This window comes from Acinetobacter sp. Tol 5, assembly GCF_019702905.1.
Lineage (GTDB): Bacteria > Pseudomonadota > Gammaproteobacteria > Pseudomonadales > Moraxellaceae > Acinetobacter > Acinetobacter bereziniae.
In genome coordinates this window covers 2736213-2756122 of sequence record NZ_AP024708.1, presented here as the reverse complement: position 1 = coordinate 2756122, position 19910 = coordinate 2736213, and the positions used below count along the sequence as shown (strand labels likewise).

Annotated in this window: 17 protein-coding genes; 14 read left to right on the top strand and 3 right to left on the bottom strand. The window is 38.1% G+C overall.

From position 1 onward, the window contains the following. Positions 1 to 55: 55 nt before the first annotated feature. Entirely contained in the window at positions 56 to 964 is a 909-nt protein-coding gene (gene epsC / locus TOL5_RS12855; protein ID WP_004831151.1) for a serine O-acetyltransferase EpsC, read from the top strand. Between the two features lie 373 nt (positions 965 to 1337). Here the strand turns inward: epsC and TOL5_RS12850 are convergent, their stop codons facing one another. Then, a complete protein-coding gene (locus tag TOL5_RS12850) occupies positions 1338 to 2483 on the bottom strand; it encodes a hypothetical protein (protein ID WP_221260394.1) in 1146 nt (381 codons plus the stop codon). A 263-nt stretch (positions 2484 to 2746) separates the two neighbouring features. On the opposite strand from TOL5_RS12850, the gene clpB reads away from it, so the two are divergent. From clpB to TOL5_RS12830, 3 genes are all read left to right on the top strand, one after another. Beyond that, on the top strand, positions 2747 to 5326 hold the full coding sequence (gene clpB, locus TOL5_RS12845) for an ATP-dependent chaperone ClpB (protein ID WP_221260393.1): 2580 nt from the start codon (positions 2747 to 2749) through the stop codon (positions 5324 to 5326). Between the two features lie 93 nt (positions 5327 to 5419). Further along, the gene (locus tag TOL5_RS22495; RefSeq protein ID WP_151806918.1) at positions 5420 to 6139 is read left to right on the top strand and encodes a tetratricopeptide repeat protein; all 720 of its coding nucleotides are present in this window, start codon (positions 5420 to 5422) and stop codon (positions 6137 to 6139) included. Positions 6140 to 6293: 154 nt separating this feature from the next. Continuing rightward, complete coding sequence (locus TOL5_RS12830) at positions 6294 to 6758, top strand: hypothetical protein (protein WP_004831143.1); 465 nt, start codon at positions 6294 to 6296, stop codon at positions 6756 to 6758. A gap of 11 nt (positions 6759 to 6769) precedes the next feature. On the opposite strand, the gene rlmKL is transcribed toward TOL5_RS12830, so the two are convergent. Further along, entirely contained in the window at positions 6770 to 8974 is a 2205-nt protein-coding gene (gene rlmKL, locus TOL5_RS12825) for a bifunctional 23S rRNA (guanine(2069)-N(7))-methyltransferase RlmK/23S rRNA (guanine(2445)-N(2))-methyltransferase RlmL (RefSeq protein WP_004831142.1), read from the bottom strand. Positions 8975 to 9204: 230 nt separating this feature from the next. On the opposite strand from rlmKL, the gene TOL5_RS12820 reads away from it, so the two are divergent. The 10 genes from TOL5_RS12820 to TOL5_RS12775 all read left to right on the top strand — a co-directional run bounded on the left by TOL5_RS12820 (position 9205) and on the right by TOL5_RS12775 (position 18082). Further along, positions 9205 to 9786, top strand: coding sequence for a LysE family translocator (locus TOL5_RS12820; RefSeq protein ID WP_252715403.1), 582 nt, complete (start codon positions 9205 to 9207; stop codon positions 9784 to 9786). 408 nt (positions 9787 to 10194) lie between these two features. After that, entirely contained in the window at positions 10195 to 10410 is a 216-nt protein-coding gene (locus tag TOL5_RS12815; protein WP_228740289.1) for a hypothetical protein, read from the top strand. Between the two features lie 37 nt (positions 10411 to 10447). After that, the gene (locus tag TOL5_RS12810; RefSeq protein WP_221260392.1) at positions 10448 to 10750 is read left to right on the top strand and encodes a hypothetical protein; all 303 of its coding nucleotides are present in this window, start codon (positions 10448 to 10450) and stop codon (positions 10748 to 10750) included. 120 nt (positions 10751 to 10870) lie between these two features. Then, positions 10871 to 11230 (top strand): hypothetical protein, encoded by a 360-nt coding sequence (locus TOL5_RS12805; RefSeq protein WP_221260391.1) that lies wholly within the window; start codon positions 10871 to 10873, stop codon positions 11228 to 11230. A 178-nt stretch (positions 11231 to 11408) separates the two neighbouring features. Then, positions 11409 to 11801: a hypothetical protein gene (locus TOL5_RS12800; RefSeq protein ID WP_228740288.1), complete on the top strand. Its 393-nt coding sequence runs from the start codon at positions 11409 to 11411 to the stop codon at positions 11799 to 11801. A 240-nt stretch (positions 11802 to 12041) separates the two neighbouring features. Continuing rightward, a complete protein-coding gene (locus TOL5_RS12795; RefSeq protein WP_221260390.1) occupies positions 12042 to 13058 on the top strand; it encodes an aspartate carbamoyltransferase catalytic subunit in 1017 nt (338 codons plus the stop codon). A 16-nt stretch (positions 13059 to 13074) separates the two neighbouring features. After that, on the top strand, positions 13075 to 14310 hold the full coding sequence (locus tag TOL5_RS12790) for a dihydroorotase (protein ID WP_221260389.1): 1236 nt from the start codon (positions 13075 to 13077) through the stop codon (positions 14308 to 14310). Between the two features lie 187 nt (positions 14311 to 14497). Continuing rightward, positions 14498 to 16036 carry an OmpA family protein gene (locus TOL5_RS12785; RefSeq protein ID WP_221260388.1) on the top strand — a complete coding sequence of 513 codons (1539 nt, stop codon included), beginning with the start codon at positions 14498 to 14500 and terminating at the stop codon, positions 16034 to 16036. A 122-nt stretch (positions 16037 to 16158) separates the two neighbouring features. Beyond that, positions 16159 to 17196: a hypothetical protein gene (locus TOL5_RS12780; RefSeq protein ID WP_042089586.1), complete on the top strand. Its 1038-nt coding sequence runs from the start codon at positions 16159 to 16161 to the stop codon at positions 17194 to 17196. Between the two features lie 106 nt (positions 17197 to 17302). Continuing rightward, positions 17303 to 18082: a Rossmann-like and DUF2520 domain-containing protein gene (locus TOL5_RS12775; protein WP_221260387.1), complete on the top strand. Its 780-nt coding sequence runs from the start codon at positions 17303 to 17305 to the stop codon at positions 18080 to 18082. 325 nt (positions 18083 to 18407) lie between these two features. Here TOL5_RS12775 and TOL5_RS12770 read toward each other — a convergent pair whose 3' ends face one another. Beyond that, positions 18408 to 19811 carry a PLP-dependent aminotransferase family protein gene (locus TOL5_RS12770; protein ID WP_005029448.1) on the bottom strand — a complete coding sequence of 468 codons (1404 nt, stop codon included), beginning with the start codon at positions 19809 to 19811 and terminating at the stop codon, positions 18408 to 18410. Positions 19812 to 19910: the final 99 nt, after the last annotated feature.

Below are 19910 nucleotides of genomic sequence, written 5' to 3'. Positions count from 1 at the left end.
AAAATTTCATGTGAGGTTTTTTAGATCATGGAACGTCTTTTAGGTAGGTAAACATATGACCCAATGGAATATCCAAAATATTGTGGATGAGTTACAAGAAGCTCGGAATGAATGGCGTACCCAACGTAAAAGTCTCAAAGACTTTGGAGGGAGGGAATTACCGTCAAAAGACGAAATTAAGAAGATTATGAATGACCTATGTGGCATTTTATTCCCTATGCGTTTGGGTCCACATGATTTACGACAACAAAGTGAAAATTTTTATATTGCACATACACTTGAAAAAACTTTGCATTCCTTACTTGAGCAAGTCAAACTCAATTTAACCTATGATTATAAATATAAAAAACATAATGAAAATGCAGACGTCATTGACGTGTTGGCGCAAAGTATTGTCAGTGAATTTGCGCAAAAACTGCCTGATATACGCCGTATTTTGGATACAGATGTGATAGCTGCTTATGATGGTGATCCTGCGGCACGTAGTGTGGATGAGGTGTTGTTATGTTATCCGGGAATTTTGGCAATCATTTATCATCGTGTTGCCCACGAATTTTATAAAAAAGATTTATCTCTATTGGCACGTTTAATCGCTGAAATTGCGCATTCAAAAACAGGAATTGACATTCATCCAGGCGCACAAATTGAACAAGGTTTCTTCATCGATCATGGTACAGGTGTGGTGATTGGAGAAACGTGTATTATTGGAAAAAATGTCCGAATTTATCAAGCGGTCACTTTGGGTGCTAAGCGTTTTGAAGTCGATGATAGTGGACGTTTGCAGAAAGAATATGCCCGTCACCCAATTGTTGAAGACAATGTGGTGATTTATGCAGGTGCGACCATTCTTGGACGTATCACGATCGGTCAAGGCGCTGTGATTGGTGGTAACGTGTGGATTACTCAAAGTGTTGCTGCAAATAGTGCGGTTTCGCAGAGTTCGGCAACCAAGACAGAAGTATAGCCAATCTCATCATATTCATGATGATCTTGATTGAGATTCTATAGTTCAACCCTGATTATCGATACAAGTGATTCGATTTAAATCATTCATATTCAATAAGCTTGATGCTTTTATACAAATTATTAGTTATTACAAACTTTTGGAGAATGACTTTTTGCATTTTTGAATCACCGATGTTCTTTCTATTGTGGGGCGACATGGATGTTGCCATGTTGAGCGAGTGTATATGAGTAAAAACAAAGCACTGCTTTGTTTGCAGCGCAAGAATGCTATTCAATAAAGAATGGATAAGCAAAGAGAAGCATTGATTTTATTGATCATAAGAAATTATATTTTTACTGTATGCGCTTTTTAAGCAGATTGACTATATTTGCTAAGACAAAGGAATAATGTAATAAGTTTGAGCATTGATCACGATGAGATCATTGCTAACGCGATAGATCTGTGCTGCTTCAAGCGGTAGTTTAAACTGTATTGTTTTGCCATGTTGCTGAATTTCAAATACATCATAGCCAATCGGTGTAAACCAAAAAATATAGTGATTTCCTGAGCCTTGGACATCATCAATACTTTGATATTTTAGGTATTTATCGTTTGAAATTATTGGTTTAGGGGCTGTCTTACATTCAGGTAGCTCAATCGAATGTTCTAATTTTGGAAGAAATCTGGAAAAATCTTGACTAAAAATATAGTTTTTTGAGGTTTTTATGAGCTGTGTTTCTTCATCAATCACTTGATAACACTCGGCTTGCTGCTGTTGTAAGTATTGTTTTAACTTTGCAATCATCGCTAAATTAAATGGTTCTGCAGGTTGAACTCGATAATTATTGGGTGAAAAGTTACGTTGTGGTTGTTCAGGCTGAGTTCTAAAAATATCTATTATATTTTGAATAAAAGATTGTTCCTGCTGTTTTTGTTCTTGTTTGACTTTCTCGGCTTCTTTTTCTGAGACATATTGAGGGTCGAAATAAACGATGATGTCATGTTCTGAAACTTTTTTTTGATAAGTTTTTTCCTGTACCATTTGCTCCAATAGTGCATAAGCAAATTGATCATAAGAAAAAGTACTTAGTTGAGTAAAAGTTTGGGTCTGCGCATTGAAAAGATAAGCTTGAGTGGACGACTGATAATCGGCTTGAAAAATTCTTATAGTCACTAGAAATTGATTTTGACCTAAATATTCAATTTGTTGGATCAACTGCCGGGGTGAAGACGAGACAAAATATGCCGGAAGCTGTTGATGGGTACGTAAATCATAACTACAAATTTTTAAATCCCGTTTGGGTTGATTGGCTCTTTCAAATATCGAACAATCATAAACAATAAAATTTTCATTCAAAACTTTTAAGATCGTGTCAGCAGGCGATTTAAACCATTTAAATTCTAGATCTGATGTTTCAGGTGTTAATTCTTGAATATGTTTATGTGGAAATTTATCGCTGTTCGGCGATTGATAGCCACAAGCATTTAACATGCTTATAGTGAATAGTACCGACAATAATTTACTGAAATTCAACATTGTTGTTATTCTAAAAAAGTTCAATACTGCTTACTCTAAAGCATATCGTTGAAAATACAAACGCTTAAAGGTCATACGTAATATTTTTGCTTAAATTGACTTGAAAAAGATGAATTTAGCACAAATATTAATACTGAAATATATCCTGATTATTTTAGTAAGCTTTTGAAAAATATATAAATTAATTTTTAAATATAGTTGAAATCTACAAAACCGTTCCCATCTATTATTCAAGTACAAATTTGTTGTGAGGAATAACAAGAATGCGATTTGAAAAATTTACGAACCGCTTACAGCAAGCATTATCAGATGCACAATCTAAGGCAATGGGTAATGACAATACCGCCATTGAAGGTATTCATATTCTTTCAGTGTTATTGGATGAACCTTCAAACCTGAGTCTGTTACAACAGGCGGGTGCAAATATCCCTGAGTTAAAAGCAAAGTTGCAGAAAGCGTTGGCGGATGCACCAAAAATTGGAACACCGACTGGAGATATCAACCTCAATCCTGAGGCTGTTCGAGCATTGAATTTAGCAGACAGCTTTGCCCAAAAAGCAGGCGATGAGTTCTTATCTACAGATTGGGTCATCTTGGCATTGGCTGAAACAGGTGCAACCAAAACATTATTAACTGGCGTAGGTGTGACCACTGAAAAACTACGCAAAGCGATTGAAAATATTCGAGGGGGTGAACAAGTGATGGCAAATAACCATGAGGATCAACGAGATTCACTTAATAAATATACCATTGATCTAACTGCTCGTGCTGCAGAAGGAAAACTTGACCCTGTGATTGGTCGTGATGAGGAAATTCGTCGTACCATTCAAGTATTGTCACGTCGTACCAAAAATAATCCAGTACTTATTGGTGAGCCGGGTGTCGGTAAAACTGCGATTGTCGAAGGTTTGGCGCAACGTATTATCAATGGTGAAGTACCAGAAGGTTTAAAAGGCAAACGTGTTTTGTCCTTAGACCTGGGTTCATTATTGGCTGGTGCGAAATATCGTGGGGAATTCGAAGAACGCTTAAAAGCTGTTTTAAAAGATCTCGCGAAATTTGATGGTGAAATCATCTTGTTCATCGATGAGTTACATACGCTCGTGGGTGCGGGTAAAGGTGATGGCGCAATGGACGCAGGGAATATGCTAAAACCTGCGTTAGCACGTGGTGAGTTACGTTGCGTAGGTGCAACAACTTTGGATGAGTACCGTCAATTTATTGAAAAAGATGCTGCGCTTGAACGTCGTTTCCAAAAAGTATTGGTAGATGAACCAAGTGTGGAAGATACCATCGCAATCTTACGTGGTTTAAAAGATAAATATGCGACCCATCATGGAGTGCAAATTCTTGACTCCGCGATTATTGCTGCAGCGAAAATGTCGCATCGCTATATTACGGATCGTCAATTGCCAGACAAAGCGATTGATTTGATTGATGAAGCGGCATCGCGTATTAAAATGGAAATTGACTCTAAGCCAGAAGCATTAGATCGTTTAGACCGTCGTTTAATCCAGTTGAAGATGCAATTGGAAGCGGTTAAGAAGGATGCGGATTCAGTCAGTAAGGCTGAAGTTGAGCATTTGGAAAAACAAATTGCTGAAGTTCAGAAAGAATACAGTGATTTGGAAGAAGTTTGGATTGCAGAAAAACGTTTGGTTGATGGCACTAATCAGGCACAAATTGAACTTGATAAAGCTCGCACAGCGTTTGAAAAAGCGCAACGTGAAGGTGACTTGGCTGAAGCAAGCCGTTTGCAATATGGTGTGATTCCAGAGTTGCAAAAACGCTTGAATGAAGAAGAAGTTGCGGAAGTGAATGAAGAGCCAAAACTGATTCGTACCAAAGTGACTGAAAACGAAATTGCAGAAGTTGTCAGTGCTGCAACAGGTATACCAGTGTCCAAAATGCTACAAGGTGAACGTGAGAAACTGCTTCATATGGAAGACTTCTTGCATAACCGTGTCGTTGGTCAGGATGAGGCTGTTGTGGCAGTCGCAAATGCGGTGCGCCGTTCACGCGCAGGTCTTTCCGATCCGAATCGCCCAAGTGGGTCATTCTTGTTCCTTGGACCGACAGGTGTGGGTAAAACCGAGCTTACCAAAGCTTTAGGCAACTTTTTATTTGACAGTGATGATGCGATCATTCGAATTGACATGTCAGAATTTATGGAAAAGCATTCGGTCAGTCGTTTAGTTGGTGCGCCTCCAGGCTATGTCGGATACGAAGAAGGCGGTGTATTGACTGAAGCTGTACGTCGTAAGCCATATAGCGTGGTGTTGTTTGATGAGGTGGAAAAAGCACATCCAGATGTATTTAACATCTTATTGCAGGTGCTTGATGATGGGCGTTTGACAGATTCTCAAGGTCGTGTGATCGACTTTAAGAATACGGTTATCGTGATGACGTCTAACTTAGGTTCAAGTGATGTTCGTGAGTTGGGTGAAGGTGCAAGCGATGAAGATGTTCGAGCAACAGTGATGAATGCCGTTTCTCAGCATTTCCGTCCAGAGTTCATCAACCGTATAGATGAATTGGTGGTGTTCCACTCATTGAAAAAATCGCAGATTCGAGGCATTGCGGATATTCAATTAGATCGTTTACGCGCACGTTTAGCTGAACGTGATATTCGTTTAAATGTTGATGATCAAGCGTTTGACATTCTGATTGATGCTGGTTTTGATCCTGTATATGGTGCGCGTCCACTCAAACGTGCAATCCAACAGCAGGTTGAGAATCCATTGGCGCAAAAAATCTTGTCAGGTGCATTTACAGCGGGTGATACCATCTTGATCAGTGCTGAAAATGGTGAGCTTGATTTTGGGAAATTAAAACTCAGCTAATCGAGTCATGTACCAATGATAAAAAACCAATCGTTATAAGACGGTTGGTTTTTTTATGTTATAAGAAATCTATATATCAACGGCGAATATTCAATGAATAAAAAAATTTATATCCTATTATTTTCAATTTTATGTTTTAACCCTTTGGCACAAGCCTTACCTGAAAGAACATTTGAAGAAATGATCAAACGATCAGAACAGGGGGATCCAGAAGCAATGTATCAATATGCTGACTTTTTATTACATCGCGAAGATGAGGCATCCCAAAAAAACGGGGCAGCATTGATGCTAAAGTCGGCTCAAGGAGGGTTTTGGCTAGCATTTTCAGTTGTTGGTGATTTCTTTAAATATGGTTTTACGGTCAAGCAAGATCCTTCCAAAGCTGTAGAGTGGTATAAAAAATCAGCAGAACAGGATGATCCAGCAGGACAGAATAATTTAGGGCTTGCTTACTATACTGGTGAGGGCATATCGCAAAATAAAGCCTTGGCTGCAAAATGGTATCAGAAATCTGCTGAACAAGGCGATGCCAATGCACAACGTAATCTTGCCCTCATGAATCTATATGGGGATGGAATAACAAAAAATGAAAAGCAAGCATTTCAATGGATGTTGAAATCTGCTGAGCAGGGCGATGAGGATGCTCAAAACAGTGTTGGGCAGATGTATCTGGAAGGTAAGGGTGTTGCTGCAAACGTAACGTTGGCAGTGCAATGGTTGAAGCGTTCTGAAGCACAAGGTAACCGTTATGCACACCAGCAGTTATGGGAAATGTGTAATGCAGGCAGAATTACAGCGGAATGTGTTGATTAGTTCTGTTTGAACATATTTCAGCCAGTAAGCGGGCTTATTTAACAGATAAACCTAACCTGTTTTACCTATTATCGGGTTTTCTGATCGTTTGATTGCAACATTTGTTAAAAATTGATAATTTTTAGACAGGAATAATAAGAAAGGGAAGTTGATCATGACGATCAAAATAAAGGAAAAATCTGATTATTTAAAGCTACTGACGATGTTGTTAATGGCACTGGGTTCGGCTGAGATATTGGCAAATCAATTGGATGACCAAGATCTTGCAGAACAGTCTGTAGGTGTAGTAAAGCTTTCGCCGATTATTATTCAAGCCGTTAAACAGGATGCTCAACAATCTGTAGATGAGCAAAAAGATTTACATCATAAGATCGCGCAACAACAAGCAGATGCAGCAAAAAAGGATGAAATATATTCTACTGTATTGACTGATTTTGAGTGGCAAAAAAAAGACCCTGATCCGAATAAACCGGGGGATAAATATATTACCCCTTTAGAAAAATATAAAATTATCGATATTGGATTTAACCCTTATCAACGCCACGATGTTCGTATCACAACACAAGATCGGGTGACCTTGTACATTGGTCATGAAGTTGACCCCGTGGCGTATAAATAGCGAGAAAAAAATTAAACAGGGAAGTGTTTAATTTTCCAAGCTCTGTGGATTTTTTGATTACGTTTAAAATCTAAACCAATGGTTTCATTGCTGATTTCTTGCACATCAAACATAGCCTCAATTTCTTCATCCATCTCAAAACCACGATAGTTATTTGAGAAATATAAAGTCCCTTCGGTCGTTAAGCGGTTCATTGCTCGTTTAAGTAATGAGATATGATCACGTTGAACATCGAATGTACCGTAGAATTTTTTTGAGTTAGAGAAAGTTGGAGGATCAATAAAGATCAAGTCATATTGTTCATGACCCTCTTTGAGCCATTCGAAACAATCGCTTGAGAAAAATTGGTGTTGTTCATCAGCATGATCTACGGTCAGACCATTCAATACAAAGTTTTCTTTAGACCAGTTTAAGTAAGTATTGGATAAGTCCACACTGGTTGTACTGGCAGCACCCCCTAAAGCGGCATGCAAACTTGCAGTTGAGGTGTAGCTGTATAGGTTAAGGAAGTGTTTGCCTTTGGCTTCTGCTGCGATGCGTAAGCGCATTTGACGATGGTCTAAGAATAATCCTGTATCTAAATAATCAGTTAAATTGACCAGAATTTTAGCTTTACCTTCCTGAACGATAAAGCGTTTAGACGCAGTACTTTGTTTGGTGTACTGCGCTTTACCTTCTTGACGCGCACGGGTTTTGATAAAAATTGCATCACGACCTAAACCTGTTACCGCACGGATCGAGGCTAAAGCAAGATTAAAACGCTTTTTGGCTTTTTCAGGATCAATTGATTTCGGCGGCGCATATTCTTGGACATGCAAACGATCACCATAAAGGTCAACTGCAACATTAAAATCAGGTAGATCCGCATCGTAAAGTCTTAAGCAATAAATATTTTCTTTGACTGCCCATTTCTTTAAAGCTTGCATGTTTTTTTGCAAACGGTTGGTAAAGTCTTCAGCACCTTCAATCTTTTCAAATTGTTGAGGTTGCCAATCTGCAAGGAAGGGCTTACTGACTGTTGCTGGTTTAATATCACCAAAACGAACATAAATCGGTAATTTACCATTCATCAAACGTAAAATTTGTGGATTGTTGAAAGCCAATACATCCGCTTGTTCAACTGCTGCAGCTATAACAGCTGCATATTGATTTGGGAAATTCTTTTGTAAAAGCGCAGATAGACCTAAATATAATGCTCGGTTTGAAGCTTTATCTCCCAAACGCTCACCATAAGGAGGGTTGGTGACAACAAAGGATGTTTTACCTTCAGCATGGAAGTCTGGCCAATCTGCTAATGTACGTTCTTCGATTTGAATTTGATCGAGTTGCTGTTCAAAACCTGCCGCAATAATATTTTGTTTGGTGGCTTTTACAGCTTCCCAATCTGCATCATAAGCATAGAATTTTGGTAAAGGTTGTTGTAATGCGGCTTGATGACGGTCTGCGGCTTCAGCTTTGATCGACATCCAGAGTTCATGGTCATGCCCATTCCAACCATTGAAACCAAAACGACGGACTAAACCTGGCGCACGGTCAGTCAGAATCATTAGTGATTCAATGATAAACGTACCTGAACCACACATTGGGTCAAGTATGATTTCTGGGTGACGTTCTTTCAATTTTGCTTTTTGTAAAATGGCAGCGGCTAAATTTTCTTTAATCGGTGCATCGGTCATGTAACGGCGATAGCCACGCTTATGTAGAGAATCGCCAGATAAGTCTAGGCAGTAGGTATGTTCAGTTTTGCCTGCAAGTACATATAAGGTAATTTCAGGTTGCTTAATATCAATGCTTGGGCGTTTACCCACTGCTTCCATGAAAGAATCAACCACGCCATCTTTGACACGTAAGGTCGCGAATTGAGTATTGACCTTGATATCACGTTCAACGTGTAGGCGAATGGCAAAAGTACTTTGTGGTGCAAAAATTAACGACCAATCAAAGTTGATCGCACCTTCATAAAGTTCTTCAGCAACGTCACGTGCATCATGCGTAAATTCAAGTTCATGTGTATGAATAGGCGTGAGCACACGTGAAGCAAGGCGTGACCACATACAAATACGGTAAGCATCTTCAAGTTTACCCTTAAAGACCAAACGTCCAGGAAATTTTTCAATATTTTGAATCCCTAAACCTTGAATTTCTTCTTGCAGTAAGGTTTCTAGTCCATCTGCACAGGTAACCCAATATGTAGAAAGACGCGGTTTCGAATTCATGAATATTTCCAAAGACATTAAAGCAATCGCATATTTTAGCGTATTTTGATGACGAAAACTTGTGGATTGTGCCAAGAAGATCGAATTTTTCCAAAAACCTTAAAATTCTTTCAAAGATAGTGGTGATTTGCTTGAAATATATTCAAATATCCATATCTAACCAAGATCAAATCAAGAAATTTAAAAAAATGCTGAGTCTTATTCTTTCAATGTTCATTTTTTCACTTTCAATGTCCATATCGCCAGGACCTGTAAATTTAACTATTTTAACCAGCAGTATGAATTATGGCGCTAATCGCAGCTTTGGTTTTATTTCAGGGGCAACAATTGGCTTTACTTTGCTATTGGCATCAGTCTGTTTTGGTCTATATCAAATTATCGTGGTTTATCCTTTGCTACTGGATATTATTACTGTATTGGGTACAGTTTTACTGTTATGGATTGGGCTAAATATTCTGCGCGCAGAAGGCACAACGATTTCTACCCAAAGCCATGCTCAAACTAAAATTCCCACCTTTATGCAAGGTGCATTGATGCAGTGGCTTAATCCAAAAGCATGGATTGCGGCTGTAGCAGGTACGGGTTTGTTTTCAACAGGTCAAATCGAAAATGCTTTGCTGATTTTTGTGCTGATTTATTTTGTGGTGTGTTATTTATCCTTATTCTTGTGGGGAGTTGTGGGGGAAAAATTAGCAAACTTTTTAAACACAGGAAATCGCGCACGAATTTTTAATGTAGTGATGGGATTGGTACTTATTTTTATCTCAATAGAAATGTGTTGGACATATTTTTATCATTCACCTGCTTTATAAGATCATTATCTAGAGAGCTTTGACATGTCAGCGGAATTTTATGTCACCTTTCAGCCTGAAGATTGGTATCGAATAAATTGTCAATCGGTGATTCAAATCGCTCAGCAATTGCAGAGTTATCAATTCCTCCAGTCAAATATTAGGGGCTGTGGGCATTTCATAAATGACTTGCGTTGTAGGTTAAAATTGAGCAGGCAAGGCATGAAATGAAGAGAATAGCGAGACTATTTTCAATTTTCATAACGTAGCCTGAGATAATTTTAGCCACAACCCTTCGGGACTAGTGTGTTTTTTGTCGCTTAGTCGCTCCCTTGTGAAACAGCGTTTCTCATCATTTAGAATGACTAAATTTCGTATCTCGCGTCTAGAATCGCCTAAAAAACACACCTAGTCGCAAACATAGACGAATTGTCCACAGACCCTATTTATTTAAAAGCAACGACAGTGACAGGAAATGCATGGGAATATGATGTTCGTTTGATTTTTGAAGCATCCCAGATTCTATTGGAAATATCTGCGATAAATGATCAACTCGGACAAGAAATAAAAGCTTTTTTAGCTTTATTCGGTCAATATGTTCAGGTTGATGTGATCGATGACGATGGAGAGCAAACAACGTGGTAACTTGGAGTTCATCAGCGAACAAAATAATTAACCAGTCATGGTAAAACAAAAGCAAGTCTTTGAAGTGTTGATTGATTGGTATACACCTGAGAGTGGTGGACGTCAGCATATTCCACAAAATGGTGTTTATTACTGTACAACAGAGATTTTGCACAAGCATAAGATCAATACTTGGAGTATTGCGCTTAAAATGAATGCAATGTCTCCGAATGAAGCAGAAATGTGGTTTTTGTTTGATCATGATGAACGTCATATACACATTGGGCAATTATTCAATTTATTGGAAGGACCTAGATGTGTCGGTGAAATCATGATTCAACGACTTAAAGATTCGGATTGATTGAACTTTTTAAAAGATGACAGCTGTTAGAATTTAAAATTGGTATATAAATTGCTTAGTTATTCATCGTATTGGTCAGTGTGCTGATGTTAAAAATTTAAATGAATACGGGGGATTTTTATGCAACCAGTCAATAACAATCGATTTATTGCACATGCAGATGCATTTTCAATTGGGGCACTCATTTTAACCAGACTTAGACGTGTAACAGGGCGAGTCATAGATGTGATGTATTTGGTTGACAATAAAAGCTATGCGCAGTATGTCATTGACATGTCTTTAGCAACCCAAGATGCTGAGCTCAATCGACATGCTTTACGTTTACAGCATTTAATTGATCAAGAACAACCAGATTTAGATACAACCGTTGATCGGATAGAACAGGGTTCAGCATCTGAAGAAGGCTATGTTTCTGGTGCAACGGAAGAAGAAATATATCGTGCACAAGTTTCTCATCACTATATTGGTGCATTGAGATAATACAAAATTAAAAGCTTTAAGTATAAAGATGGTAGGGCTTGAAGCTTTTTACGCATTTGAAACAGTAAATATCCCATTCAACTTATAAGCTGATAAAAATCATAATGATCATAGCGTATAGACTTTGAGTTATAGTAAGTTTAATACGGAAATCAGCAAATATTTAAAAAGACATCAAATGATTTATTCAGGTACAGCAGATGAATCATTCGCTCAAACAGCGCGACGTTTGGCAGATTATAAACTGGCAAAAGATGCAGTTTTTCGACAATGGTTGGACAATAAAAAGTTTAAAGAATTGATTTCGTGCGCACATGGTCGTTGGTATCCTTGTGAGGAATTTACATTACCACTAGCACAGTATTTTGCAGAGCAACATGATTTAGCCCATTTAAAAGTTTTGTGTAAACATGAAATCCGTTTTCGACTAGAAGATATGCTGAATTGTCTAAAAAGAGTCAAAGAATGTGATACGGCATTAACAAATAGTCAAATATTGGAATATGATCTACCCCATGTAGATCCTGAAAAATATCATCCGATTCAGGAGCTGTTTAAATGGCGAGATTAGGCACTGAATAGATTAGACAGCTATCTTGAACTTTTAAAAGATCAATCCGACAAAGACTATATTGAACTGATCAGACAATTAAAACAAAAGCTATTGCAAATGAATGTGAAGCAGTCTGATTTGAAATTGATCAAATTTAAAATTTGATCAATATTTTTAGCGTTATTTGCCCAAAACTTCGTCTGCCAAAGAAAAGGAAAATCTGTATAATACGTTAACTTAACCTCTAAGGAATCTCTCATGCACTTGGCGGCATTGCATACACCGAGCCAGATTCAACTCAATAATGATGGAAACTTAAAGCATTTCCTGACCATCGAAGGTCTTTCTAAAGATACCCTCACTAAAATTCTAGATACAGCCCATTCTTTTATAAATGATCAAAATCAACTGATAACGACACCGCTTTTAGAAGGTCGTACAGTGATGAATCTGTTTTTTGAAAACTCAACTCGTACCCGTACCACTTTTGAAGCTGCTGCAAAGCGCTTGTCAGCCAATGTACTGAATATTGATATTGCACGTTCAAGTACTTCAAAAGGTGAAACATTACGTGACACACTTTGGAATTTAGAAGCAATGGCAGCCGATATTTTCGTGGTGCGTCATTCTTCTTCAGGTGCTGCTCACTTTATCGCAGAAACTGTATGTCCTCATGTTGCTATTATCAATGCAGGTGATGGACGTCATGCACATCCAACTCAAGCAATGTTGGATATGTTGACTATTCGCCGTGAAACTAAAAAGAATTTTGAAGATATTAGCCTCGCAATTATTGGCGATATTAAACATTCTCGTGTCGCTCGTTCAGACATTGCTGCTTTACAAACGCTCGGCTGTAAAGATATCCGTGTTATTGCCCCAAACACATTATTGCCTCATGGTTTTGATGAATATGGTGAAGGTGTACGTCTATTCAATAAAATGGATGAAGGGGTTAAAGATTGCGATGTGATCATTACCTTACGTATTCAAAATGAACGTATTGATTCACCCGCGTTGTCTTCACAAGCTGAGTTTTACAAAATGTATGGTTTGAACAAAGAACGCCTTGCTTTGGCAAAACCAGATTGTATCGTGATGCATCCTGGACCTATGAATCGTGGTGTAGAAATTGATTCTAGCATTGCGGATGGGGATCAATCGGTGATTCTTCATCAAGTGACCAACGGTATTGCAGTTCGTATGGCTGTTTTGGCACTGGCAATGCAAGGTCAGTTGCAGGAAAAAGGTTTATTAGACGCGATTGCAGTTTAAGGTAGAGGATAAAGTCATGAGTATTGTAAAAATTGAAAATGTACGTGTCTTAGACCCCATCAATAAAACTGACCGCGTACAAACTGTTTATCTGAAAGATGGAAAACTTGTAGAGTCCTCGAATGACGTTGTCGAAAGCATTGATGGGCAAGGGAAGTGGTTGATGCCGACTATGGTGGATCTTTGCGCGCGTTTACGTGAGCCAGGTCAACAACAGCATGGAACACTAAAGTCAGAAGGTAAAGCTGCTCGTGAAAATGGCATTTTACATGTGTTCACGCCACCTGACTCTCAACCGATTGTGCAAGATAACGGCGCTTTAATTCATGGTTTGGTTGAAAAAGCCATGTTGGATGGCGGTATCCACTTACAGGTGATTGGCGCACAAACACAAGGTTTAAACGGAAAACAGCCTGCCAATATGGCGGGGTTGAAAAAGGGTGGCTGTACAGCTGTTTCAAATGCCTATGCGACCTTTGAAAATGATGATGTGGTACTTCGTACACTGGAGTATGCCGCGGGTTTGGATATGACCGTTGTGTTCTATCCTGAAGAGCATCAAATTGCCAAAGACGGATGTGTACACGAAGGTTTTGTTGCCTCACGTCAAGGTTTGCCAATGATTCCTGCGCTTGCAGAGACAATCGCTATTGCAAAATATTTATTAATGATTGAAGCCACAGGCGTTAAAGCGCATTTTGGCTTACTTTCGAGTGGCGCATCTGTCGATTTGATCAAAATCGCAAAGCAGAAAGGTTTGCCAGTCACAGCGGATGTTGCCATGCACCAACTGCATTTAACTGATCAATTGATTGATGGTTTTAATTCGCTTGCGCATGTACGCCCACCTTTACGTGCTGAACAAGATAAGGAATTACTTCGTAAGGGAGTAAAAGAGGGCATTATTGATGCGATTTGTACGCATCATGAACCTTTAAGTGGCTCGGCTAAATTAGCACCATTTGCTGAAACTTTACCCGGTATCAGTGCATTTGATACCTATGTGTCTTTTGGTGTTCAATTGGTTCGTGAAGGTTTATTTGAACCTTTAGAATGGGTTGAAAAAGTGACAGCTGCACCTGCAAAAGTTGCCAACATGACTGAACGTTGGGTGAAAGAATCAGGTTGGGCATTGGTTGATCCAGACATGGAATGGACAGTGGGCAAAGACAGCATTTATTCAAATGGGAAAAATACACCACTAATTAATCAAAAAATGTTGGGTAAAGTTGTAGCGACGTTTATCGCTTAATATAGGAAAGTGTTCACTTCTATTGAGTTTAAAAAGCCAGCATAAGCTGGCTTTTTTTATAGATATAAAACATTTATTGCTACAAAAAGATATTATAAATATCAAAAATTAACCACTAGAATAAAAAACGATCAATAAGTGATTCTAATGCGACAAACACAACAATGATATAGGAGTGTCCAGAATTATGAATATTATTGAGCTTTTAAAACAACAAGTGACAACAAAAGTTTTACAACATGATCAACAGTTTCAAGATGAAAAAATCGGTGCGTTAAGCGCTTTTTTTCCCATCCTTCTTACTATTTTTAAATCCAAACCTGAACTGATTAGTACACTTCAGCAAAATCTGAATCCACGGCTCGCTGACATTTTTAGTTATCGTCCAGAAACGGTAAGCCAATTTCTTGATCTGGTTCGGGGGGATGCACCGGCACAAGACATTGAAAACACATTAAATCATGCTATTTCTCCCACATTATCTTTGCTTGCAGATCAGGCAGGCTCAGACAATAAACATGAAATTTTCGATTTGATTAAGTCGCAGTGGGGGAATATTCAGGCTGCGTTGCCTGCATGGGCTGGGGGCTTATTTACAGCACTTGGGCTTAGCGTTGGAGGCTTAGGTTTCGCTTCCAATGCAGAAGCTGTGCCTGTTGCGGAAACGGTCATACCACCTGTTGAGCCTGTTGCTCCTGCACCCGTTGAAATTGTCACGCCTACACCTGTTCCACCGCTTAACTCAAACCCAGTTCAAGATGAGCCAAAGAAATCAAATTGGCTGTTGCCCATCATTGCTTTATTGGTGATTGCAGGTTTAGCTGCATTATTGTTCAAGCAATGTAGCAGTAAACCTGCTGTAGTTGGCGAATCTACAACAGGAAGCTCAGCTTCACAGGCTGTTGTAGATTTACAAGCTGCTGAATTTCAGCTTTCTACTGATGCTCAGGGTAAGCTGGCAAATTGCCAAGCACAATCCAGTAGCCAAACTTTGTTGGATCAATTAAAAGGTGCTGTTGCCTCTGTGTTTGGTCAAGCAGATCAGTGTCAAATTACAGCCAATACAGCTTATGCAGGTGACTTGCCAGATCAAAATGCAATCAATCAAGTTTTAACAAAAATTAAAGGAATTCCGAATATTTCATTGGCATGGATGGGGGATCAATTTACCATTCAAGCCCCAGATTTGGCTCAAGCACAAAAATTGGCTGATGAATTAAAAGGTATTATTCCAAATGTAAATATTACAGCAAACCAATCAACTGCGAATCTCGCTACATCGGATGCGACAACAAATGTCGATACAAGTAATTCACAAGCTGATCAAGCATTGTCAAATATTCAAGTAGACTCTGCGAATGTCAATGATATTGCCGCAGCTTTAAACCTTCAGGTGATTAACTTTGCAACTGGTTCTACAGGTATTCCTGATGCCAATAAAGCCATTTTGGATAAAGCAGCGAGTTTGTTAAAACAACTGCCTGATGCAAAACTTGTGGTCAAAGGTTTTACTGATAATGTCGGGAATGCAGCCTCAAATAAAACCTTATCAGAAAAACGAGCGAAATCCGTTGTCGCTTATTTGGTTGAAAAGGGAGTTCATAGTTCTCAGCTTACTGCGGAAGGGCATGGTCAGGATAACCCGATTGCAGATAATTCGACGAAAGAAGGGCAATTTAAAAATCGTCGCATTGAGTTTGAAGTGGTGGGTGCAACCACACCTTAAGATTCTCATTATAATGAAATGAATAAAAAAGCTTCTGGACAAAGAAGCTTTTTTATTTTTTGCTCGAAAATCGCATCAAATTTTGTTTAAATGGCGCAGATAAAAAGATGATTGGATAAACAATGAATAAATCCTTTAGCCCTTTACTTATAATTACAGCCCTTTCAAGTTCTTTGCTATTGTCAGGATGTGATTATTTTAAAAAGAAAAAAGATGAGAACAATACCGCACTTGCTGAGTGGAGTTGTACCAACCAAAGCAATATTGATCAAATTCAGAAATTTTTAAAAGATGAATATTTACGTCAAGTTTCAGACAATATTGCCAATTCAGGTTATGAAGCAGACCAAGCATTATTGCAAAAAATCAATAATGGTCTGAAATTTGAAGTCAAAAATGTACGCACTCTTAGTAATGATTCTACCAAAACCAATCAGTTAGAGTGCGAAAGTCAGCTGGTTGTACAATTTCCTAAAGGCTTACAACAGCGTGCTGAAAATGCCTATGCTGAATATGGTCAAGATTGCCGTAGCGAAGAATGTGAAGGTGAAGGTTATCGTACACTTCGAGAATATATTGAAGCAGGCGAGTCTAAACTGGTGCTCGGTAATGATCAGCTAAAAGGCAAATTTAATTATAATGTGGTTAAAACAGATCAAGATGGTTTAACGCTGGATGTGTTAAATCAAGATGCAATTATTCAAGGTGTCAGTTTTGTGTCTGTCAAAGCTGTGCAATATGCTGCTTATATTAAAGAAAATAAAGATATACGTGAACGTCAGCAAGAAAATCAGATCGAAAATGCGGCACAGACTGAGCTTGCACAGAAAGCCATGGATATCCGTAAAAAAGAGCTTGATGAAGAAAAAGCCAAACAAGTTGATCGTTTAAATCAAACTTGGGACAGTTTAACGGAAGAAGCGAAGGCACAACTCAAGCAAGATCAAGCAGAGTGGTTTGAAAAGCGTGATGTAGACTGTAAAGTGATTTCACAAAAAAGTTATAGTGAACTGCCTGAAAGTGAAGTTGAAACCTATCAGCAACAACGCCAATATTGGGATGATGCGATGTCTCAACAAAATAAAGAAATGCAATATACCAAATGTTTTAATAAGCGAACTGCTGAACGTATTATTTATCTCAATAACGCGTTAAATTAAACTAAATATATTCAGATCATTTTTCTGAAATATAAAGAAAGGGATGAATTGATTCATCCCTTTTTTATTGGCATGCTGTAAGCCAATTTAAATTTAAGATGTTGCTATGCGTATTAGTTTCATTGGTTCAGGTCGTGTTGCGACTCATTTAGCACGAAAATTGTCAGAACAACATGATATTGTACAGATTTATAGTCGTGATTTAATCCACGCAGAAACATTAGCATCTCAAGTAAATGCACAAGCGATAGAACGGCTAGTGCATATTGATCCTAAAATTGATCTATTGGTGATTGCTGTCAGTGATCAAGCCATTTCACAAGTGATTCAATCTGTTCATTCTCAGCTGACTGAAGTTCTGATTGTACATACTTCTGGTAGTACCAATTTGAAAGTTTTGACCGAGTTTCATCAAAAATCAGGGGTTTTTTATCCCTTACAAACATTTAGTTTTGATCGTAATGTTGAGTGGAAAACGACACCTTTATTCATTGAAACTGAATTATCTGAGGATTTGGCAATACTGACAGGGTTAGCCAATAGCCTAAGTGAGCGTATCTATCACTATACTTCAGCACAACGTTTGAGTTTACATTTGGCAGCCGTATTTGCATGTAACTTTAGTAATTATTGTTATGACATGGCAAAACAAGTGGTTGATGCGCAACATGTTGATTTTAACTTGTTGTATCCGCTGATTTTAGAAACCGCACATAAAGCGACCCAGAATGATCCCGTAGCCATGCAAACAGGACCTGCAATGCGGGGTGATAGGAACGTTTTAAAAATGCATCAAAATATGTTGGAACAACAAGGACGTCTGGATCTAAGCTGTGTCTATAGCTTACTTAGTCAACAAATACAAAAAAAACACTCACTGGAGTAAAGTGAGTGTTTGCTGTAACTTGATTACTAAAATGGCTCATCATTTAATGATAGCAGCGTGATCTGCACCAATGGTGACGATGACTCCGATGCAAAATAGGCTACAGTAGATAAAAAACCAGATAATCATTCGTTTAAAGGCTTTGTCCGAAATAGAACTATCCGCATATTGTGGTTTTTTAGGGCTTTTGTCATCATTCATCGCAAAATCTCTTTCTGCTTAATATGATTGAATTATGACGACATAACTTGATATCGCGTAGATACAAAAAATTAGAAAAAAAATATAACAGATGAGCTGCGAAACTTTTCATCTGTTATAAAAATTAGTCTTTTAGTGCTGCTTCAATGATCGTAATTAAATGATTAAGTGCTTGAATAAATGTTTCATTTAATTCAAAAGAGCAATTGATTCGAATAAAATTATTTTGTTGGTTTGTGATATTAAATAAATTACTCGGTGTAATACTGACGCCTTTCTCCAACATTTGATGATAGACATCATTGCTATTGACTCGTGCGGGTAGTTCAATCCATAAAAAATACCCTGAAGGATAATAGTTCACATGACATTGTGCAGGTAAATGGGCTTTGAGATAATTAAAGTATTGCTTTTTATAACGTTGTAAAGTTGAGCGTAAAGTTTTTAGATGTTTTTCATAATGGCGATGAGATAAATATTCGACCAAGGCATTTTGAATAAATGAATTGACTGAAAGTGTACTCATTAATTGAGTGTGTTGAATATGTTCAGAAAATTTTCCTGCATAGACCCAACCTATTCTAAAACCTGCCCCCAAAGTTTTAGAGAAAGACGAGCAGTGTAGAACCCAGTTTTGCTGATCAAAATATTTCATTGGGAGCGGTTTTTTTTGACCATAGTAGAGTTCTTCATAGACATCATCTTCAATGAGATAAATTTGATGAGTATGCAGAAGTTTGGCGAGCTTGAGTTTAATCTCATCACTTACAGTGAAACCAATGGGGTTTTGACTATTCAACATCATCATACAAACTTTGATGGGATATTTAAGAATAGCTTGTTCAAAAGCCTCCAAATCAATACCATGCTCAGCATGTTCAGGAATGGTAATCACTTTTAAACCGAGACGTTCAGCTGCTTGCCATGCGCCATAAAACATGGTTTCTTGCAATAAAATGTAATCTCCAGCATGCGTTAGCGCTTGTAATGAAAGATTTAAGGCATCTAATCCACCAGAAGTCATCACAATATCCGAGGGATCAGTTGGGATACCTTGCATGGCATATTTTTGTGCAATAGTTTTACGCAGTTGATAATTTCCTGGCGGTAAACTGGGTGTTTGTTCATAACTGCGCCGTTGCTTTGCAAGTTGTCCTAGTGATTGAATAAGCTTGGCTGAATATAACAATTGGCTATTTGGAAATGCGGAACCCAATGGGATGATATTTTCAGATTGTATCGATTTTAAATATTTAAATACCACTGAGTTGATTTCTATCGTTTCATTGACGACATGTACTGGTAGGTTGTGTTGAGAAGTTTGCTCAACGACAAAATAACCAGACTTTTCTTTTGAATAAATCAAACCCTGCGCTTCAAGTTCTTGATAAGCATTCATGACGGTAATTAGGCTGAGTCCAGATTGTTCAACTTGCTGTCGAAGTGAAGGGAGTTTTTCATGTGCTTTCCATGTCCCATTTTCAATCAATACTTTAAGACTATGTGCCAGTTGTTCGGATTTATACATGACATTATTCAAGACAAGTTGTGAAATAACTATAACAGATCACATCGTTTCAGCTCTATCTGTTATATATTTTTTATAAATATTTGTGGCTATATTTAT